Source organism: Rubrivivax sp. JA1055 (assembly GCF_020966565.1).
GTDB classification, from domain to species: Bacteria; Pseudomonadota; Gammaproteobacteria; order Burkholderiales; family Burkholderiaceae_C; genus Rubrivivax; species Rubrivivax benzoatilyticus.
Window position 1 is genome coordinate 665,059 of sequence record NZ_JAJKFP010000006.1, and the last position, 16,839, is coordinate 681,897.

The 16,839-nt window shown below is 71.5% G+C and carries 14 protein-coding genes; 3 read left to right on the forward strand and 11 right to left on the reverse strand.

Annotation, left to right across the window (positions count from 1 at the left end; all coding sequences use genetic code 11):
* Window positions 1-5: 5 nt before the first annotated feature.
* The 10 genes from LOC65_RS12465 to rpsB all read right to left on the reverse strand — a co-directional run bounded on the left by LOC65_RS12465 (window position 6) and on the right by rpsB (window position 10,177).
* On the reverse strand, window positions 6-512 hold the full coding sequence (locus LOC65_RS12465; RefSeq protein ID WP_085977013.1) for an OmpH family outer membrane protein: 507 nt from the start codon (window positions 510-512) through the stop codon (window positions 6-8).
* Between the two features lie 14 nt (window positions 513-526).
* Entirely contained in the window at window positions 527-2,830 is a 2,304-nt protein-coding gene (gene bamA, locus LOC65_RS12470) for an outer membrane protein assembly factor BamA (protein ID WP_230247691.1), read from the reverse strand.
* Between the two features lie 5 nt (window positions 2,831-2,835).
* Entirely contained in the window at window positions 2,836-4,206 is a 1,371-nt protein-coding gene (gene rseP / locus LOC65_RS12475; RefSeq protein ID WP_230247694.1) for an RIP metalloprotease RseP, read from the reverse strand.
* On the reverse strand, window positions 4,203-5,387 hold the full coding sequence (gene ispC, locus LOC65_RS12480) for a 1-deoxy-D-xylulose-5-phosphate reductoisomerase (RefSeq protein ID WP_230247705.1): 1,185 nt from the start codon (window positions 5,385-5,387) through the stop codon (window positions 4,203-4,205). The genes rseP and ispC overlap by 4 nt, the downstream gene beginning before the upstream one ends.
* Window positions 5,388-5,416: 29 nt before the next feature.
* Complete coding sequence (locus LOC65_RS12485) at window positions 5,417-6,253, reverse strand: phosphatidate cytidylyltransferase (RefSeq protein ID WP_009858810.1); 837 nt, start codon at window positions 6,251-6,253, stop codon at window positions 5,417-5,419.
* A 6-nt stretch (window positions 6,254-6,259) separates the two neighbouring features.
* Window positions 6,260-7,030 (reverse strand): polyprenyl diphosphate synthase, encoded by a 771-nt coding sequence (gene uppS, locus LOC65_RS12490; RefSeq protein ID WP_009858809.1) that lies wholly within the window; start codon window positions 7,028-7,030, stop codon window positions 6,260-6,262.
* 16 nt (window positions 7,031-7,046) lie between these two features.
* Window positions 7,047-7,607, reverse strand: a complete 561-nt coding sequence (gene frr, locus LOC65_RS12495; protein ID WP_009858808.1) for a ribosome recycling factor — start codon at window positions 7,605-7,607, stop codon at window positions 7,047-7,049.
* Window positions 7,608-7,622: 15 nt separating this feature from the next.
* Window positions 7,623-8,333, reverse strand: a complete 711-nt coding sequence (pyrH, locus tag LOC65_RS12500; RefSeq protein ID WP_009858807.1) for a UMP kinase — start codon at window positions 8,331-8,333, stop codon at window positions 7,623-7,625.
* 78 nt (window positions 8,334-8,411) lie between these two features.
* Window positions 8,412-9,332 carry a translation elongation factor Ts gene (gene tsf, locus LOC65_RS12505; protein WP_009858806.1) on the reverse strand — a complete coding sequence of 307 codons (921 nt, stop codon included), beginning with the start codon at window positions 9,330-9,332 and terminating at the stop codon, window positions 8,412-8,414.
* 101 nt (window positions 9,333-9,433) lie between these two features.
* On the reverse strand, window positions 9,434-10,177 hold the full coding sequence (gene rpsB, locus LOC65_RS12510) for a 30S ribosomal protein S2 (RefSeq protein ID WP_009858805.1): 744 nt from the start codon (window positions 10,175-10,177) through the stop codon (window positions 9,434-9,436).
* Between the two features lie 186 nt (window positions 10,178-10,363).
* On the opposite strand from rpsB, the gene LOC65_RS12515 reads away from it, so the two are divergent.
* The 3 genes from LOC65_RS12515 to LOC65_RS12525 are packed head-to-tail and all read left to right on the forward strand — an operon-like array spanning window position 10,364 to window position 14,483.
* Window positions 10,364-11,737, forward strand: coding sequence for an amidase (locus LOC65_RS12515; RefSeq protein WP_230247708.1), 1,374 nt, complete (start codon window positions 10,364-10,366; stop codon window positions 11,735-11,737).
* Between the two features lie 2 nt (window positions 11,738-11,739).
* Entirely contained in the window at window positions 11,740-12,993 is a 1,254-nt protein-coding gene (locus LOC65_RS12520; protein ID WP_230247711.1) for an FAD-dependent oxidoreductase, read from the forward strand.
* A gap of 23 nt (window positions 12,994-13,016) precedes the next feature.
* Window positions 13,017-14,483, forward strand: coding sequence for an NAD(P)H-hydrate dehydratase (locus LOC65_RS12525; protein ID WP_230247712.1), 1,467 nt, complete (start codon window positions 13,017-13,019; stop codon window positions 14,481-14,483).
* 60 nt (window positions 14,484-14,543) lie between these two features.
* On the opposite strand, the gene rnr is transcribed toward LOC65_RS12525, so the two are convergent.
* Entirely contained in the window at window positions 14,544-16,817 is a 2,274-nt protein-coding gene (rnr, locus tag LOC65_RS12530; RefSeq protein ID WP_230247714.1) for a ribonuclease R, read from the reverse strand.
* Between the last annotated feature and the right edge of the window lie 22 nt (window positions 16,818-16,839).

The following is a 16,839-nucleotide window of genomic DNA, read 5'->3' on the forward strand; positions in this document are numbered from 1 at the left end:
CGTCTTCACTTGCCCGCGCCGGCCGGCGCGTTCAGGACCTTCAGCACCTTGTCGGTGATGTCCACGCGCGGACCCGCGAAGACGACCTCCTGCAGGATCAGGTCGTACTTCTCCTGGTCGAAGATCTGCTTGATGACGCGGTTGGCGCGTTCGACGACGCTGGCCAGTTCCTCGTTGCGGCGCTGGTTCAGGTCTTCCTGGAACTCGCGGCGCTTGCGCTGGAACTCGCGGTCCTGGTCGACGAGCTCGCGCTGGCGGCGGCTGCGCTCGCTCTCGCCGAGCGTCGGGCCGTCCTTCTCGAGCTTGTCGGCCGCGGCCTTGAGCCGGGCGGCCTGGTCGGACAGCTCGCGCTCGCGCTTGCTGAACTCGGTCTCGAGCTTGGCCTGCGCCGCCTTGGCGGGCGCCGCCTCGCGCAGCACACGCTCGCTGTTGACGTAGCCGATCTTCAGCTCCTGCGCGCCGGCCAGCGGCACCAGCGCCACGAGGGCGACGGCAGCAAGGAGGGATTTCATGGGCTGCACCTTCATCAGAACGAGGTCCCGATCTGGAATTGGAAACGTTGGATTTTATCGGTGCGCTCGACACGCAGCGGCACCGCATAGCTCAACTGCAGCGGGCCGACCGGGGAGATCCAGCTCAGGCCCAGACCCGCGGACGCGCGCAGCGTGCCGAGGTCGACGGTCTCGCCGTCGCGCCAGACGTTGCCCGCGTCACCGAAGGCGAAGATGCGCAGCGTCTTGTCGTTGCCCGTCCCCGGCACCGGGAAGTACAGCGAAGTGTTGAGGTTCAGGCGCTTGGAGCCGCCGATGTAGGCACCGGTCGGGTCGACGACGCCCAGCGAGTTCTGCTCGAAGCCGCGCACCGTGCCCAGGCCGCCGCCGTAGAAGTTCTTGAAGATCGGGTACGGACGCCCGCCGATGCCCTCGCCCCAGCCGAGCTCGGCGTTGGCGCCCAGCGTCGTGCGCCAGGGCATCGGCCAGAACTCCTGGTACTGCAGGTTGGTGCGCACGTAGCGCACGTCGCCGACCAGGCTCATCTCGGCGTTGACACGCGTGTAGCGCCCGCGCGAGGGCACCAGCGCGCTGTCGCGGCGGTCACGCTGCCAGCCCAGCGTCAGCGGCACCGAATAGCTGCTCTCGCCATAGGCGACGCGGTAGTTCAGGTAGGTCAGCGGAATGCCGGCCGAGGTGCCGATCTTGGTCGTCTCCGCGCCGATGCCGAAGAAGACCGTGTCGTACTCGGAGAACGGCACGCCGAAACGCACCGAGGCGCCCTGCGTCGCCAGGTCGTAGCTGTCGCCCAGGCTGTTGTAGGGGCGGGTCGTGCGGTAGTAGATGTCCAGCGCGCGCGAGATCCCGTCCTGGGTGAAGTACGGGTCGGTCGTGCTCAGCACCAGCGTGCGCTGCGACTTGCTGGTGTTGATCTGGAAGCCGAGGTAGTTGCCCGAGCCGAAGACGTTGTCCTGCTGGATCGACGCCGTCAGCGACAGCCGCTCGGCGTTGGAGTAGCCGGCACCCAGCATCAGGTTGCCGGTGGCCTTCTCCTCGACCTTGACCGTCAGGTCCACCTGGTCGGGCGCACCGGGCACCTCGGTGGTGTCGACGGCGACGTCGCTGAAGTAGCCCAGACGGTCGACACGGTCGCGCGACAGCTTGATGCGGTCGCCGTCGTACCACGACGACTCCAGCTGGCGGAACTCGCGGCGGATGATCTCGTCGCGGGTGCGCGCGTTGCCGGCGACGTCGACGCGGCGCACGTAGACGCGGCGCTGCGGCTCGGCGCCGAGCACGAGCACGACCTGGCCCTTCTCGCGGTCGATCTCCGGCCGAGGCTCGACGCGCGCGAAGGCGTAGCCGTAGAGGCCGAAACGCTCGGTGATGCGGCGCGTGGTCTCGGCCACCGCGTCGCCGTTGTAGGGCGTGCCGGGCCGGATGCCGACCAGGGCGCGGAACTCGTCGTCCTTGCCGAGGTAGTCGCCCTCCAGCCGCACCGCGGTGACGGTGTAGGGCTGGCCTTCGCGGATCGAGATCGTGATCGCGATCGACTGCTTGTCCGGCGAGATCGTGACCTGGGTGGCGTCGACGTTGAACTCGAGGTAGCCGCGGTTGACGTACCAGGCCCGCAGCTTCTCGAGGTCGGCGTTGAGCTTGCTGCGCGAATAACGGTCGTTCTTCGTGTACCAGGTCAGCCAGCCGCCGGGGGTCAGGTCGAACAGGTCCAGCAGCGTGGACTCCTTGAACGCCCGGGCACCGACGATGCGGATGTCGGTGATCTTGGCCGCATCGCCCTCGTTCATCGTGAAGGTCACGTTGACGCGGTTGCGCTCCAGCGGCGTCACCGTGGTGACGACCTCGGCACCGTACAGGCTGCGCGTCAGGTACTGGCGCTTGATCTCCTGCTCGGCGCGGTCGATCAGGGCCTTGTCGAAGGGCAGGCCTTCGCCGATGCCGGAATCGCGCAGCGACTTGATCAGCGGCTCGGAGTCGAACTCCCTCAAGCCGACGAAGTTGACCGAGGCGACGATGGCCCGTTCGTCGACGACGATCACCAGGTCCTTGCCGTCGACCTCCAGGCGCACGTCGTTGAACAGGCCGGTGCCGAAGAGCGCACGCAGCGCGGCGGCGCCCTTCTCGTCGTTGTAGGTGTCGCCGATGCGGAACGGCAGCGCGCCGAACACGGTGCCGGGGTCGGTGCGCTGCAGGCCCTCGATGCGGATGTCCTGCAGGACGAAGGGCGTGACGGCATGGGCGGCCGGCGTGGCCAGCACGGCCGCGCTGGCAAACAGGGCGCAGGCCACGCGCTGCGGAGTGGTCGGAATGACTGGGAGCATGGGGTTCAGTGCAGGCCCAGCAGCCGGGCCACGTCGTTGAAGAGGGCGAGCGACATCATCATCAGCAGCACCGCGATCCCGCCGCGCTGCAGCCTCGCCAGCCACAGTTCGGAGACAGGCCGTCCGGTGACGGCCTCGAAAATGTAATACATGAGGTGGCCGCCATCGAGCATCGGCAGCGGCAGCAGGTTCAGCACCCCGAGGCTGACGCTGACCAGCGCCAGGAAGCCGAGGTAGACCGCGGCGCCGCGCTGCACCGACTGGCCGGCGTAGTCGGCGATCGTCAGCGGGCCGCTGAGGTTCTTCAGCGAGGCGTCGCCGACCAGCATGTTGCCGATCATGCCGAGCGTCAGCGTCGACACCTCCCAGGTCCGCGCGGCACCCTCCTGCAGGCCGTCGAGCAGGCCGCGGCGCACGAGGACCGTCTCGGGCGCGGACCCGACGACGGTGTCGATGCGCCCGGCGGGGCCGTCGGCGGTCTGCACGACGCGCGGCACGACATCGAGCTCGCGCTCGGCGCCTCCGCGCTCGACGCGCCAGCGCATCGGCACGCCCTCGCCGTCGCGCACCGCCGAGCGCACGCGGCGCACGAGCGAGGTGGCGTCGGCCACCGGCTGACCGTCGACGAGCAGCACGCGGTCGCCCGCGCGCAGCCCGGCGGCCTCGCCCGGGCTGCCGGCGCGCACCTCGCCGATCAGCGCCTCGCTGAACGGCGCGCCGAAGCCCATCCGGCCGACGAACCGCGAGTCGACGTCGCGCGCCGAATAGGCCGACAGGTCCAGCCGCAGGCTGCGCATGCCGTGGCCGGCACGGTCGCTGACCTCGAGCTCGAGCGAGCGGCCCTGCATCGCGGCCTGCGTCACCTGCCAGCGCAGGTCGGTCATCGAGTCGACCTCGTCCCAGGACTGGCCGTCGCGCGACACGGCGCGCACCCAGTCGCCGGCACGCAGGCCGGCGGCCTCGACGGCGCTGCCCGCCGGCGGCGTGCCGAGCACGGCCTTGGGCTCCTCGATGCCGATCCAGTGCGCCGCGGCATACAGCAGCACCGCCAGCAGCAGGTTGGCGGCAGGCCCGGCGACGACGATGGCCGCGCGCCGCGACAGCGGCTGGCGGTTGAAGGCGCGGTGGAGCTCGTGACGCGCCACCGGCGCCTCGCGCTCGTCGAGCATCTTCACGTAGCCGCCCAGCGGCAGCGCGCAGACGACGAACTCGGTGCGGTCGGCACCGCGCACGCGGCTGAACAGCACGCGGCCGAAGCCGACCGAAAAACGCTGCACCTTGACGCCGCAGGCCACGGCGACACGGTAGTGCCCGTACTCGTGCACGACGATCAGCACGCCGAGCGTCAGCACGAAGCCGAGGACGGTCGCGATCACGCGGCCAGCGCCCCGATCAGCGTGCGCGCGGCGGCGCGGGCCTGCTCGTCGAGCGCGATCAGCTCGTCGATCGAGGCGATCGTGCCCAGCGCCGGCACCAGACGCTCGACGGTGCCGGCGTTGACGGCGTGGATGTCGGTGAAGCCGATGCGGCGATCCAGGAAGGCCGCGACGGCCTCCTCGTTGGCGGCGTTCATCACCGCGGTGGCGCCCACCGGGCCGCGCAGCGTCTCCCAGGCCAGCGCCAGGCCGGGGAAGCGGCGCAGGTCGGGCTCCTCGAAGGTCAGCGCCTGCAGCTGCAGGAAGTCCAGGCGCGAGGCGCCGGACTCGATGCGCTCGGGGAACGCCAGGCCGTAGGCGATCGGCACGCGCATGTCGGGCGTGCCGAGCTGCGCCAGCACCGAGTCGTCGCGGCACACGACCATCGAGTGGATGATGCTCTGCGGGTGGATGACGACGCGCACCTGCTCGGGCTCCAGGCCGAACAGCCAGCGCGCCTCGATCACCTCGAGCGCCTTGTTCATCATCGTCGCCGAGTCGACCGAGATCTTGCGGCCCATGACCCAGTTCGGGTGGGCCACGGCCTGTTCGGGCGTGACGTCGGCGAGCGTCGCCGGGTCGCGGTGGCGGAACGGGCCGCCGCTGGCCGTCAGCACGATGTGGTCGATGCGCTGGCCCCAGACGCCGCGGTCCTCGGGCAGGCACTGGAAGATCGCCGAGTGTTCGCTGTCGATCGGCAGCAGCGTCGCGCCACCGTCCTCGACCGCCTTCATGAACAGCGCGCCGCCGACGACGAGCGCCTCCTTGTTGGCCAGCAGCAGCCGCTTGCCGGCACGCGCCGCGGCCATGCACGACGGCAGGCCGGCAGCGCCGACGATGGCCGCCATCACGCTGTCGACCTCGGGCTCGGCCACCAGCTCGCACAGCGCCTGGGCGCCGACGCGGACCTCGGTGCGCACGCCGCCGAGCAGCGCGCGCAGCGCCGCCGCCCGTTCCTCGGTCGGCACGACGGCCACGCGCGGATGGAACTGGCGGCACTGGGCCGCGAGTTCTTCCACGCGCTGGAAGGCGCTCAGGCCGTGGACCTGAAAACGCTCGGGATGGCGGGCCACGACGTCCAGCGTGCTGGTGCCGATGGAGCCGGTGGAGCCGAGGATGACCAGACGTTGGGGTGTGCTCACGATGCCTGACCCAGGAAACGAGAAATAGCTTAGACCCCGGCGAAGGCCAGGGCGATCGGGAAGACCGGCAGCAGCGCATCGACCCGGTCGAGCACGCCGCCATGGCCGGGCAGCAGCCGGCTGCTGTCCTTGGCGCCGGCGGCGCGCTTGACGAGCGACTCGACGAGATCGCCGACGACGCTCATCGCGACCAGCACCAGCAGCGCCGCGACGCCGACCGCCGGACCCAGGGAGTCCGCCATGCGGGTGTAAAGACCCGGGCCGTCGAGACTCCAGCGGCCGTCGACGGCCATCCAGGCGACGGCCAGCAGCAGCACGCCGGCCAGGCCGCTCCAGACACCGGCCCAGCTCTTGCCCGGGCTGATCGACGGCGCGAGCTTGCGCCGGCCGAAGGCGCGGCCGCCGAAATAGGCGCAGATGTCGGCCGCCCACACCAGGCAGAACACCGAGAACATGAAGTTCAGGCCGACGGCACGCGCATGCGCGATCGCCAGCCAGGCGACCCAGAGCATCACCAGGCCCAGGCCCCAGCGGGCGAGCCGCGGCAGGCGCGGCCAGGCCGCCGGGCCACCGTGCAGCGCGACGACGCTGCCGGGCACCCACAGCGCCACGGCCAGCCACCAGACGCCGGACGGCGGCTGCTCGACCCAGCCAGCGGCCAGCGAGCCGGCGCAGGCCGCCGCGAGCAGCGCCCCCATCGCCACCGCGAGGCCCTGCCCGGCCTGGTTCAGCCGCGCCCACTCCCAGCCGGCCGCGGCCAGCAGCACGAGCGTCAGCAGCGCGAACCAGACCGGCCCGGGGGCCGCCAGCGACGCGATGAGAACGAGAAGCAGGGCGACGGCCGTGATGACCCGCTGTCGCAGCATGGAACCTCAGGAGCTTTCGGACATCACCTGCGGCGCACGGATGCCGCCGAACCGGCGGTCACGCTGCGCGAAGGCGGCCAGCGCGGCGTCGATCTCGGCTTCGCCGAAATCGGGCCACAGGCACTCGGTGAAGAACAGCTCCGAGTACGCCGCCTGCCAAAGCAGGAAGTTGCTCATGCGCATCTCGCCGCCGGTGCGGATGAAGAGGTCCGGGTCGGGCGCGAAGGACAGCGCCATGTGCCGCGACAGATAGGACTCGTCGAAGTCCTCGGGCCGGATGCCGTCGGCCATCGCCTGGCGGCAGGCCTGGACGACGTCCCAGCGGCCGCCGTAGTTGAAGGCCACCGACAGCGTGATGCGGTGGTTGTCGGCGGTCAGCGCCTCGGCGCGGTCCCAGGCCTCGCGCAGCTTGTCGGAGACCGCGGAGCGGTCACCGATGATGCGGATGCGCACCCCGTCGCCGGCCATCTTGGCCAGGTACTTGGACACGGCGACCAGCACCAGCCCCATCAGGCCCGAGACCTCGTCGGACGGCCGCTTCCAGTTCTCGGACGAGAACGCGAACACCGTGAGGTACTCGACGCCGCGCTCGGCAAAGACGTTGACCGCCCGCACCAGCGCGTCGACCCCCTGCTTGTGGCCGAAGAAACGCGGCATGTAGCGCTGGCGCGCCCAGCGGCCGTTGCCGTCCATCACGACGGCGACATGACGCGGAATCGCGCGATCGAGCGCCGTGCCGTCGGGCGCGAGGTTCTCGGTCAGCGGGAGATGGGTCATCGGCGACGCAGGTGGCTCAGACGGCCATGACCTCCGCTTCCTTCGCCTGGACGAGCTTGTCGATCTCGGCGATGGTGCGGTCGGTCAGGCGCTGGACCTCGTCCTGGCCGCGGCGCTCGTCGTCCTCGGAGACGAGCTTGTCCTTGACCAGCTTCTTCAGCTGGTCGTTGGCGTCGCGGCGGACGGCGCGCACGTGGATCTTGGCTTCCTCGCCGGTGTGGCGCACGACCTTGGTCAGCTCCTTGCGGCGCTCCTCGGTCAGCGCGGGCATCGGCACGCGCAGCAGGTCGCCCTGGGCGGAGGGGTTCAGGCCGAGGTCGGACTCGCGGATCGCCTTCTCGATCTTCGGGCCCATGCCCTTTTCCCAGGGCTGGACGCTGATCGTGCGGGCGTCGAGCAGCGAGACGTTGGCGACCTGGCTGATCGGCAGCATCGAGCCGTAGTACTCGACATGCACCTGGTCGAGGATGCCGGGGTGGGCGCGGCCGGTGCGGATCTTGTGCAGTTCGTTCTTGAACGCGTCGACGGACTTCGCCATCTTCTCGGCGGCCGTCTTCTGGATGTCAGCGATGGTCATGGAGGTGAGGCCTCGTCAAACGTGCACGAGCGTGCCTTCGTCTTCGCCCAGCACGACGCGCTTGAGGGCGCCGGGCTTGTTGATGCTGAAGACCCGGATCGGCAGCTTCTGGTCGCGGCACAGCGCGAACGCCGTGGCGTCCATCACCTGCAGGTTCCGCGCGATGGCTTCGTCGAAGCCGATCGTCGAGTAGCGCGTCGCGGTCGGGTCCTTGTTGGGGTCGGCGGAATAGACACCGTCGACCTTGGTCGCCTTGAGCACGACCTCGGCGCCGATCTCGGCGCCGCGCAGCGCGGCGGCGGTGTCGGTGGTGAAGAACGGGTTGCCGGTACCGGCGGCGAAGACGACGATCTTGTCTTCCTCGAGGTACTGCAGCGCCTTGGGACGCACGTACGGCTCGACGACCTGCTCGATCGAGATCGCCGACATGACACGCGCGGTCATGCCTTCCTGGCGCATCGTGTCGGCCAGCGCCAGCGAGTTCATCACGGTGGCCAGCATGCCCATGTAGTCGGCGGTGGCGCGGTCCATGCCGACCGAGCCGCCCGCGACACCGCGGAAGATGTTGCCGCCGCCGATGACGACGGCGACCTGGCAGCCCAGGCTGGTGATCTCCTGGACTTCGCGCACCATGCGCACGATGGTGCCGCGGTTGATGCCGTACGAGTCCTCTCCCATCAGCGCCTCGCCCGACAGTTTGAGCAGAATGCGCTTGTATGCCGGCATGCGGGAGACTCCTGAATCGATGAGGGTGCGAGAGTGAGTGTAAGGGGGCACGAGGCCCCCTTTGTTGCAGGACCTAGCTTACTGGCCCTTGGCGGCAGCGACCTGGGCCGCGACTTCGGCAGCGAAGTCGTCGACCTTCTTCTCGATGCCTTCGCCGACCACGTACAGGGTGAAGCCCTTCACCGTGGTGCCGGCGGCCTTGAGCATCTGCTCGACGGTCTGCTTGTCGTTCTTGACGAAGGCCTGGTTCAGCAGCGAGACCTCCTTCAGGAACTTCTGCACCGAACCCTCGACGCGCTTGGCGACGATCTCCGGCGACTGCACCGGCTTGCCGGCGGCGGTCGCGGCGGCGGCGTCCTCGGCAGCCTTCTCGGCGGCGATGCGGCGCTCGGACTCGACCAGCTCGGCCGGGACTTCGCTGGCAGCCAGCGCCTTGGGCTTCATCGCGGCGACGTGCATCGCGACGTCCTTGGCGGCGACGGCGTCACCGTCGAACTCGACGACCACGCCGATGCGCGTGCCGTGCAGGTAGCTGGCGAGCTGGCCGCCGCCGGCGTAGCGCTTGAAGCGGCGGATCGACATGTTCTCGCCGATCTTGCCGATCAGGCCCTTGCGCACGTCCTCGAGCGTCGGGCCGAAGCCGTCCTGCTCGTAGGCCAGCGCGCCGAGCGCGGCGACGTCGGCCGGGTTCTTCTCGGCGACGAGCTGGGCCGCGGCCTTGGCGAAGGCCAGGAACGAGTCGTTCTTCGAGACGAAGTCGGTTTCGCAGTTGATCTCGACGAGCGCGCCGGTCGTGCCGTCGACGGCCGCGGCGACGACGCCTTCGGCGGTCACGCGGCTGGCGGCCTTGCCGGCCTTGTTGCCGAGCTTGACGCGCAGGATCTCCTCGGCGCGGGCGATGTCGCCGTCGGCCTCGGTGAGCGCCTTCTTGCACTCCATCATCGGCGCGTCGGTCTTGGCGCGCAGTTCGGCAACCATGCTGGCGGTGATTGCGGGCATCTCTCTACTCCATTCGGATGGCAGGAAACCGCCCCAGCGCGTCGTGCGCGCCGGCGGCGGACTCACGGATTCGGGGCGGGGCCGCGTGGGCCCCGCACGGATCAGGCCTCTTCGCGGACCTCGACGAACTCGTCGGCGCCGGCGGCGGCTTGCACGACCTCGTTGGTCGCGCTGGCACGGCCTTCGAGCACCGCGTCGGCGACGGCGCGCGCGTACAGCGCGACGGCCTTGGCCGAGTCGTCGTTGCCGGGGATCACGTAGTCGATGCCGACCGGCGAGTGGTTGGTGTCGACGACGCCGATCACCGGGATGCCGAGCTTCTTGGCTTCGGCGACGGCGATCTTGTGGTAGCCGACGTCGATGACGAACATCGCGTCAGGCAGAGCGCCCATGTCCTGGATGCCGCCGATGTCCTTCTCGAGCTTGACCAGCTCGCGATCGAACAGCAGGGCTTCCTTCTTGATCATCTGCTCCATGCCGGCTTCCTTGGTGGCCTGCATGTCCTTGAGCTTCTTCAGCGAGCCCTTGACCGTCTTGAAGTTGGTCAGCATGCCGCCGAGCCAGCGCTGGTCGACGTAGGGCATGCCGCAGCGCTGGGCTTCCATCGCGATCACCTCGCGCGCTTGGCGCTTGGTGCCGATCATCAGGATCGTGCCGCGACGCGCGCTCAGCTGGCGCACGAACTTCATCGCGTCCTCGAAGAGCGGCTGCGTCTTCTCGAGGTTGATGATGTGGATCTTGTTGCGATGGCCGTAGATGTACGGGGCCATCTTGGGGTTCCAGAAGCGCGTTTGGTGACCGAAATGGACACCGGCTTCCAGCATTTCACGCATGGAGACAGTCATGGAGACTCCGAAGGTTGGATCTAGAATCCCGGCGCTTGATCGTTGCCGAAGGTGACGGAATCGCTCGAGTCGTGTACGACTGAAGAGCTTCCCGACTCCCCGCCAGCGACACCTCAGGTGCCCGGGTTCGCGGATGTGTCCGTCTCGAATCGCAGGGGCATCAGCACCCGCCCCGAGACAAACCCGATGAGTCTACCACGCCGCGGCGCCCCCGATCTGGGCGACGCCCGGGACCGCATCGTGGCCGGCGCTTCCAGCGCCGCCGCGATGCTCGAAGAATCCCTCGCCGCAGCCGGCACGCCCCCCTGCCGACACGCCTTCGTTCGCCGCTTCGACAACCAGGCGCGCGCTGCGGCCGCGGCGGTCGACACGCTGCACGCCGCCGGCGCCCCGCTGCCGCCGCTGGCCGGGCTGGCGGTGTCGATCAAGGACCTGTTCGACGTCGCCGGCCAGCCGACGACCGGTGCCTCGGCGGCGCTGGCCGACGCGCCGCCGGCCACGGCCGACTGCCCGGCTGTCGCCCGGCTGCGTGCCGCGGGCGCAGCACTGGTCGGCCACACCAACCTGTCCGAGTTCGCGTTCTCCGGCCTGGGCCTGAACCCGCACCACGGCACGCCGGCCAACCCGGAGACCGCGGCGCTCGACGCCACGCCGCGCGCGCCCGGCGGCTCCACCTCGGGCGGCGCGGTCAGCGTCGCCACCGGCGCCGCCTGGGCGGCACTGGGCTCGGACACCGGCGGCTCGATCCGCATCCCGGCGGCGTTCCAGGGCCTGGTCGGCTTCAAGAGCACACAAAGCCTCGTGCCGCTGGACGGCTGCATCCCGCTGTCGAGTTCGCTGGACACGGCCTGCGCGATCACGCGCTCGGTGGCCGACGCGGTGCGGGTGCACACCATCCTCGCGGCACGCACGCCACGCCCGGCCGTGCGTCCGCTCGAAGGGCTGCGTCTGGCGGTGCCGCGCACGCTGATGCTCGACGGCCTGGACGACCACGTCGCGGCGGCCTTCGACGCCGCGCTGGCGGCGCTGTCGGCCGGCGGCGCGCGCATCGTCGAGATCAACCTGCCCGAACTCGCGGAGCTGGCAACGCTGAACGCCGCGGGTGGCCTGCCGGCCGCCGAGTCCTGGACCTGGCACCGCCATCGCCTGGCCGAACGCGGCGAGCGCTACGACCCGCGTGTCGCCGCCCGCATCCGCCGCGGCGAGACGATGTCGGCCGCCGACTACCTGGACCTGCTGCATGCACGCCGCGACTGGATCGCGCGCGTGCAGGCGGCGTTCGCCGGCTTCGACGCCGCGCTGTCACCGACGGTGCCGATCGTCGCGCCGCCGCTGGCACCGCTGGAGGCCGACGACAAGCTCTTCTTCGCCACCAACGCGCTGGTGCTGCGCAACCCGGCGGCGGTCAACTTCCTCGACGGCTGCGCGCTGTCGCTGCCCTGCCAGCCGCCCGGAACGCTGCCCGTCGGGCTGATGCTCTGGGCACCGGCCTTCGCCGACGACGCCGTGCTCGGCGCGGCGCTGCAGGTCGAGAGCGCGCTTGCCGCGCGGGAGGCCTGAGGATGCGTGTCGCCGTCATCGGCGCCGGCATCGTCGGCGTCACCACCGCGTTCGAACTCGCCGCCGACGGGCACGAGGTCGTCGTCTTTGAACGCCGCGGCAGCGTCGCCGCGGAAACCAGCTTCGCCAACGCCGGCGTGCTGGCACCGGGCTACGTGATGCCTTCGGCCGCACCGGGCATGCCGCTGAAGCTGATGCTGCAGCTCTGGCGCCGCGAAGGCGCGCTGACGCTGGACGCCCTGGGCGTCTGGGGCCAGCTGCCCTGGTTGTGGCGCTGGTGGCGCGCCTGCCGCCCCGGCGTGCACGCGACCAACCGCGCCGCGATGCTGCGCCTGGCGCGGCTCAGCCAGGAGCGCCTGGCGACGCTGACCCGCGCGCTGCGCCTGGACTACGAGCACAGCCGCGGCTACACGGTGCTGCTGCGCAGCGAGCGTGAACTCAAGCGCTCGCGCCCCGGCCTGAAGCTGCTCGCCGAACTCGGCGTGCCGTTCGAGCTGCTGGACGCCGAGCGTGCGCGCCAGGTCGAACCCGGTCTGAACCCGGACACCACGCTGCGCGCCGCCGTGCACCTGCCGCAGGACGGCGTCGGCAACTGCCGCCAGTTCGCGCAGTTGCTGAAGACCGAAGCCGAACGGCGAGGCGCCGACTTCCGCTTCGGCGTCGAGGTCCAGCGCATCGGCACGGGCGCCGGCCCGACCGTGACCGCCGCCGGCACCGAAGAGCGTTTCGACGCCGTCGTGCTGTGCAGCGGCGCGGCCTCGGCACCGCTGCTGCAGTCGCTGCGACTGAAGCTGCCGCTGGCGCCCGTCTGGGGCTACGCGGTCACCGCGCCGCTGCGCCAGCTCGAAGGTTATCCGGACCTCGGCCCGCGCTCGGCGGTGTTCGACGAGCGTTACCGGGTCACCGTGTCGCGGCTGGGGCAGCGGGTGCGCGTGGCCGGCAGCAGCGAGATCGGCGGCCGCGCCGACCGCTACGACGAACGGGCGCTGCGCACGCTGTACCGCGTGCTCGAGGACTGGTTCCCCGGCGCGTTCGTGCCGACCCAGGCGCAGCGCTGGAAAGGCGCACGCCCCAGCCTGCCCGACGGCCCGCCGGTGCTGGGGGCCAGCGGCCTGCCGGGCGTCTGGCTGAACCTCGGCCACGGTGCCAGCGGCTGGGCGCTGGCCTGCGGCTCGGCGCGCGTGCTCGCCGAGCAGGTGGCCGGGCGCGCCGCGCCGCTGGACATGACGGCGCTCGGTCTGGAACGCCTGCGCTGAAGCGGCAGGACGAGAATGGCGGCATGAGCCCCGTCCTCGTCGCCCCCGAAACCGGCTGGCCGCTGCACGACGCCGCCGCCTCCCGCGCCGCCGAAGCGGCGGCGCTGGCCGGCGCACCGCCGCACGCGCTGATGCGGCGTGCCGGTCTGGGCGTCGCCCGGCTGGCGCTGGCGCTGGCCCCGCACGCGCGCACCGTCGCCGTGCTCGCCGGCCCGGGCAACAACGGCGGCGACGGCCTCGTCGCCGCGCGCCATCTGCACGCCGCGGGAAAGGCCGTGCGTGTCGTGCTGGCCGGCGACAGCGGCCGGCTCCCGGCGGACGCCGCCGACGCGCTGGCGGCGGCACAGGCCGCCGGCGTGCCGATCGCCCAAGCGCTGGACGAAGCCCCGGCCGAGCTCGTCATCGACGCCCTGCTCGGCCTCGGCACGCGCCGCGCGCCCGAAGGCCGCATCGCCGCCGCGATCGACTGGGCCGCGACACGGCGCGCGCCGGTGCTCGCCGTCGACCTGCCCTCGGGCCTGCACCCGGACACCGGCCAGCCGCTGGGCGAGACCTGCCTGCGCGCCGACGCGACGCTGGCCCTGCTGACGCTGAAGCCCGGACTCTTCACCGGGCACGGGCGCGACCATGCCGGCCAGGTCTGGTTCGACGACCTCGGCGTGGCGGCCGGCGGCGAGACGGCACGCCTGACCGGCGCGCCGCCCGGCCCGGTGCGCCACCACGCCCAGCACAAAGGCAGCTTCGGCGACCTCGCTGTCGTCGGCGGTGCGCCCGGCATGGCCGGCGCCGCCTGGCTCGCAGCACGCGCAGCACTGGCGGCGGGCGCCGGGCGCGTCTACTGCAGCCTGCTCGACGCCAACGCGCCGCTGCTGGACGCGGCTCGCCCCGAGCTGATGGGACGCCCCGCCTGGTGGCGTTCGCCGCCGGCGACGCTGGCCGCGGCGACCGTCGTCGCCGGCTGCGGCGGCGGCCAGGCGGTGCGCGAGGCACTGCCGGCGCTGCTGGCCCACGCCGGGCGGCTGGTGCTGGACGCCGACGCGCTCAACGTGCTGGCGGCGGATCCGTCGCTGCAGCGGCTGCTGACCCACCGTTCACGGCCGACGGTGCTGACGCCGCATCCGCTGGAAGCCGCCCGGCTGCTCGGCACGACGGCCGCCGCGGTCCAGGCCGACCGCGTGGCGGCCGCACAGCGCCTGGCCGAGCGCCTGGGCTGCGTCGTCGTGCTGAAGGGCTCGGGCAGCGTCGTCGCCGCACCCGGCGCCCTGCCCTCGCTGAACCCGACCGGCAACGCGCTGCTGGCCACCGCCGGCACCGGCGACGTGCTCGCCGGGTGGCTCGGCGGACGGTGGGCGGCGGGCGGCGAGGCCTTCGACAGCGCGGTGGCCGCCGCGTGGCAGCACGGCCACGCCGCCGATCGTGCGCAGGCCGCCGGCGCCAGAGCGCCGCTGCGCGCGGCCGATCTCGTCGAGGCGCTGCACGCGGCGGCCTGAGGCCGGTCGGGCGAGACCGACCTCGGCCGGCCGGCACCACGGGAGCGCCCCGGCCGGAGCTCAGCGGCGCGAACCCGCCTTGGCGGCCGTCTTGCCGGCCGTCTTGCGGGCGCCGGTCTTGCGCGGCGCCGCGGACGTCGTGCGCGCCTTGGACGCGGCTTTCGCGGCGCGGTCGGCGGCCCGCAGCGCGGCCAGCTCCTCGGTTGCCGATCCTGGCTTGTCGGCCCGCTCGGGCGTCGTGCGGCCGCGCGACAGCAGGCGCTCGGCCTCGCCGTCGCGCACCATGCGGAAGTCGATGCGGCGGCCGTCGAGGTCGACACGGCTGACCTGGACCTGCACCCGCGTGCCGATGGCGTAGCGCACGCCGGTGCGCTCGCCGCGCAGCTCCTGGCGCAGCTCGTCGTGGCGGAAGTACTCGCCGCCGAGCTCGGTGATGTGCACCAGGCCCTCGACGTAGAGCGCGTCGAGCGTGACGAACAGGCCGAACGGCGTCACCGCGCTGACCGTGCCGGCGTACTCCTCGCCGAGGTGCTCGCGCATGTAGCGGCACTTCAGCCAGGCCTCGACGTCGCGCGAGGCCTCGTCGGCGCGGCGCTCGTTGGCGCTGCAGTGCGCGCCGGCGGCCTCCCAGGACTCCATCTCCTGCGACATCGGCTTGGCCGCCTTGACCGGCTTGCCGCCGCGGGCGCCGCGACGCACCTCGGGCACGCGCGTCTTCGGGCTGGGCACGAGGTGGTAGCGGCGCGCGCCGAGCAGCGCCTTGATGACGCGGTGCACCAGCAGGTCCGGGTAGCGCCGGATCGGGCTCGTGAAGTGCGTGTAGGCGCCGTAGGCCAGGCCGAAGTGGCCGGCGTTGCTGGCGGTGTAGATCGCCTGCTGCATCGAGCGCAGCAGCATGGTCTGGATCTGCTGCGCGTCGGGGCGGCCCTGCACGGCCTGCGAGATGGCCTGCATCTCCGCCGGCGTCGGCTCCTCGCTGAGGTGCAGACCCAGGCCCAGCGCCTTCAGGTAGGACTGCAGCGCGGCACGCTTCTCGGGTGTCGGTCCCTCGTGCACGCGGTACAGCGACGGGTGCTCGCCGTGGGCGATGAAGTCGGCGGCGCAGACGTTGGCCGCCAGCATCGCCTCCTCGATCAGCCGGTGGGCGTCGTTGCGCACGCGCGGCACGATCTTCTCGATGCGGCCGTTGTCGTCGCAGACGATCTGCGTCTCGACGGTGTCGAAGTCGACGGCGCCGCGCTGGGCACGCTGCTTGAGCAGCGCGCGGAAGACCTCGTGCAGGTGCACGAGCTGCGGCACCAGGTCGGCCCGGCGCTGGGCCTCGGGGCCGCGCGTGTTCTGCAGCACCGCGGCGACCTCGGTGTAGGTCAGCCGGGCGTGCGAGCAGATCACCGCCGGGTAGAACTGGTAGGCGTCGAGCGTGCCCTCGGTGGACACGAGCATGTCGCAGACCATCGCCAGCCGGTCCTGCTCGGGGTTCAGCGAGCACAGGCCGTTGGACAGCTTCTCCGGCAGCATCGGGATCACGCGGCGCGGGAAGTAGACCGAGGTGGCGCGTTCGTAGGCGTCCTCGTCCAGCGGCTCGCCGGGCTTGACGTAGTGGCTGACGTCGGCGATCGCGACGATCAGCCGCCAGCCCTCGAACAGCGTCTTGCCGCGGCCGCGGCGGAACGGCTCGCAGTAGACGGCGTCGTCGAAGTCCCGTGCGTCCTCGCCGTCGATCGTCACCAGCGGCACGTCGGTCAGGTCGACACGGTTCTTGCGGTCGGCGGCGCGCAGCTTCTCGGGCAGCGCCGCAGCCTGGGCCAGCGTCTCGGGCGAGAAGCGGTGCGGCACCTCGTACTTGCGCACTGCGATCTCGATCTCCATGCCCGGGTCGTCGATCTCGCCGAGCACCTCGGCGACGCGGCCGACCGGCTTGGAGTGCAGCGACGGCGGCTCGGTCAGCTCGACCGACACGACCTGGCCGACGGCGGCGCTGGCGGTGGCGTTCTTCGGGATCAGGATGTCCTGGCCGTAGCGGCGATCCTCGGGCGCGACGACCCACTGCCCGCCTTCGTGCAGCAGGCGGCCGATGATCGGCGTCTTGCGGCGGTCCAGGATGTCGAGCACGCGCCCTTCCGGCCGGCCCTTGCGGTCGAAGCGCACGATGCGCACGCGCACGCGATCGCGGTGCAGCACCGAGCGCATCTCCTGCGACGCGAGATAGATCCAGGTGTCGCCTTCGTCGGGCACGACGAAACCATGGCCGTCACGATGGCCTTCGACACGGCCCTCAACCTCGCCCAACAGGCCGGTTGAAGAATTTTTTGCGGAGGGGCTTGCAGAGTCCATATTCCGATGCTATAGTTCTTTT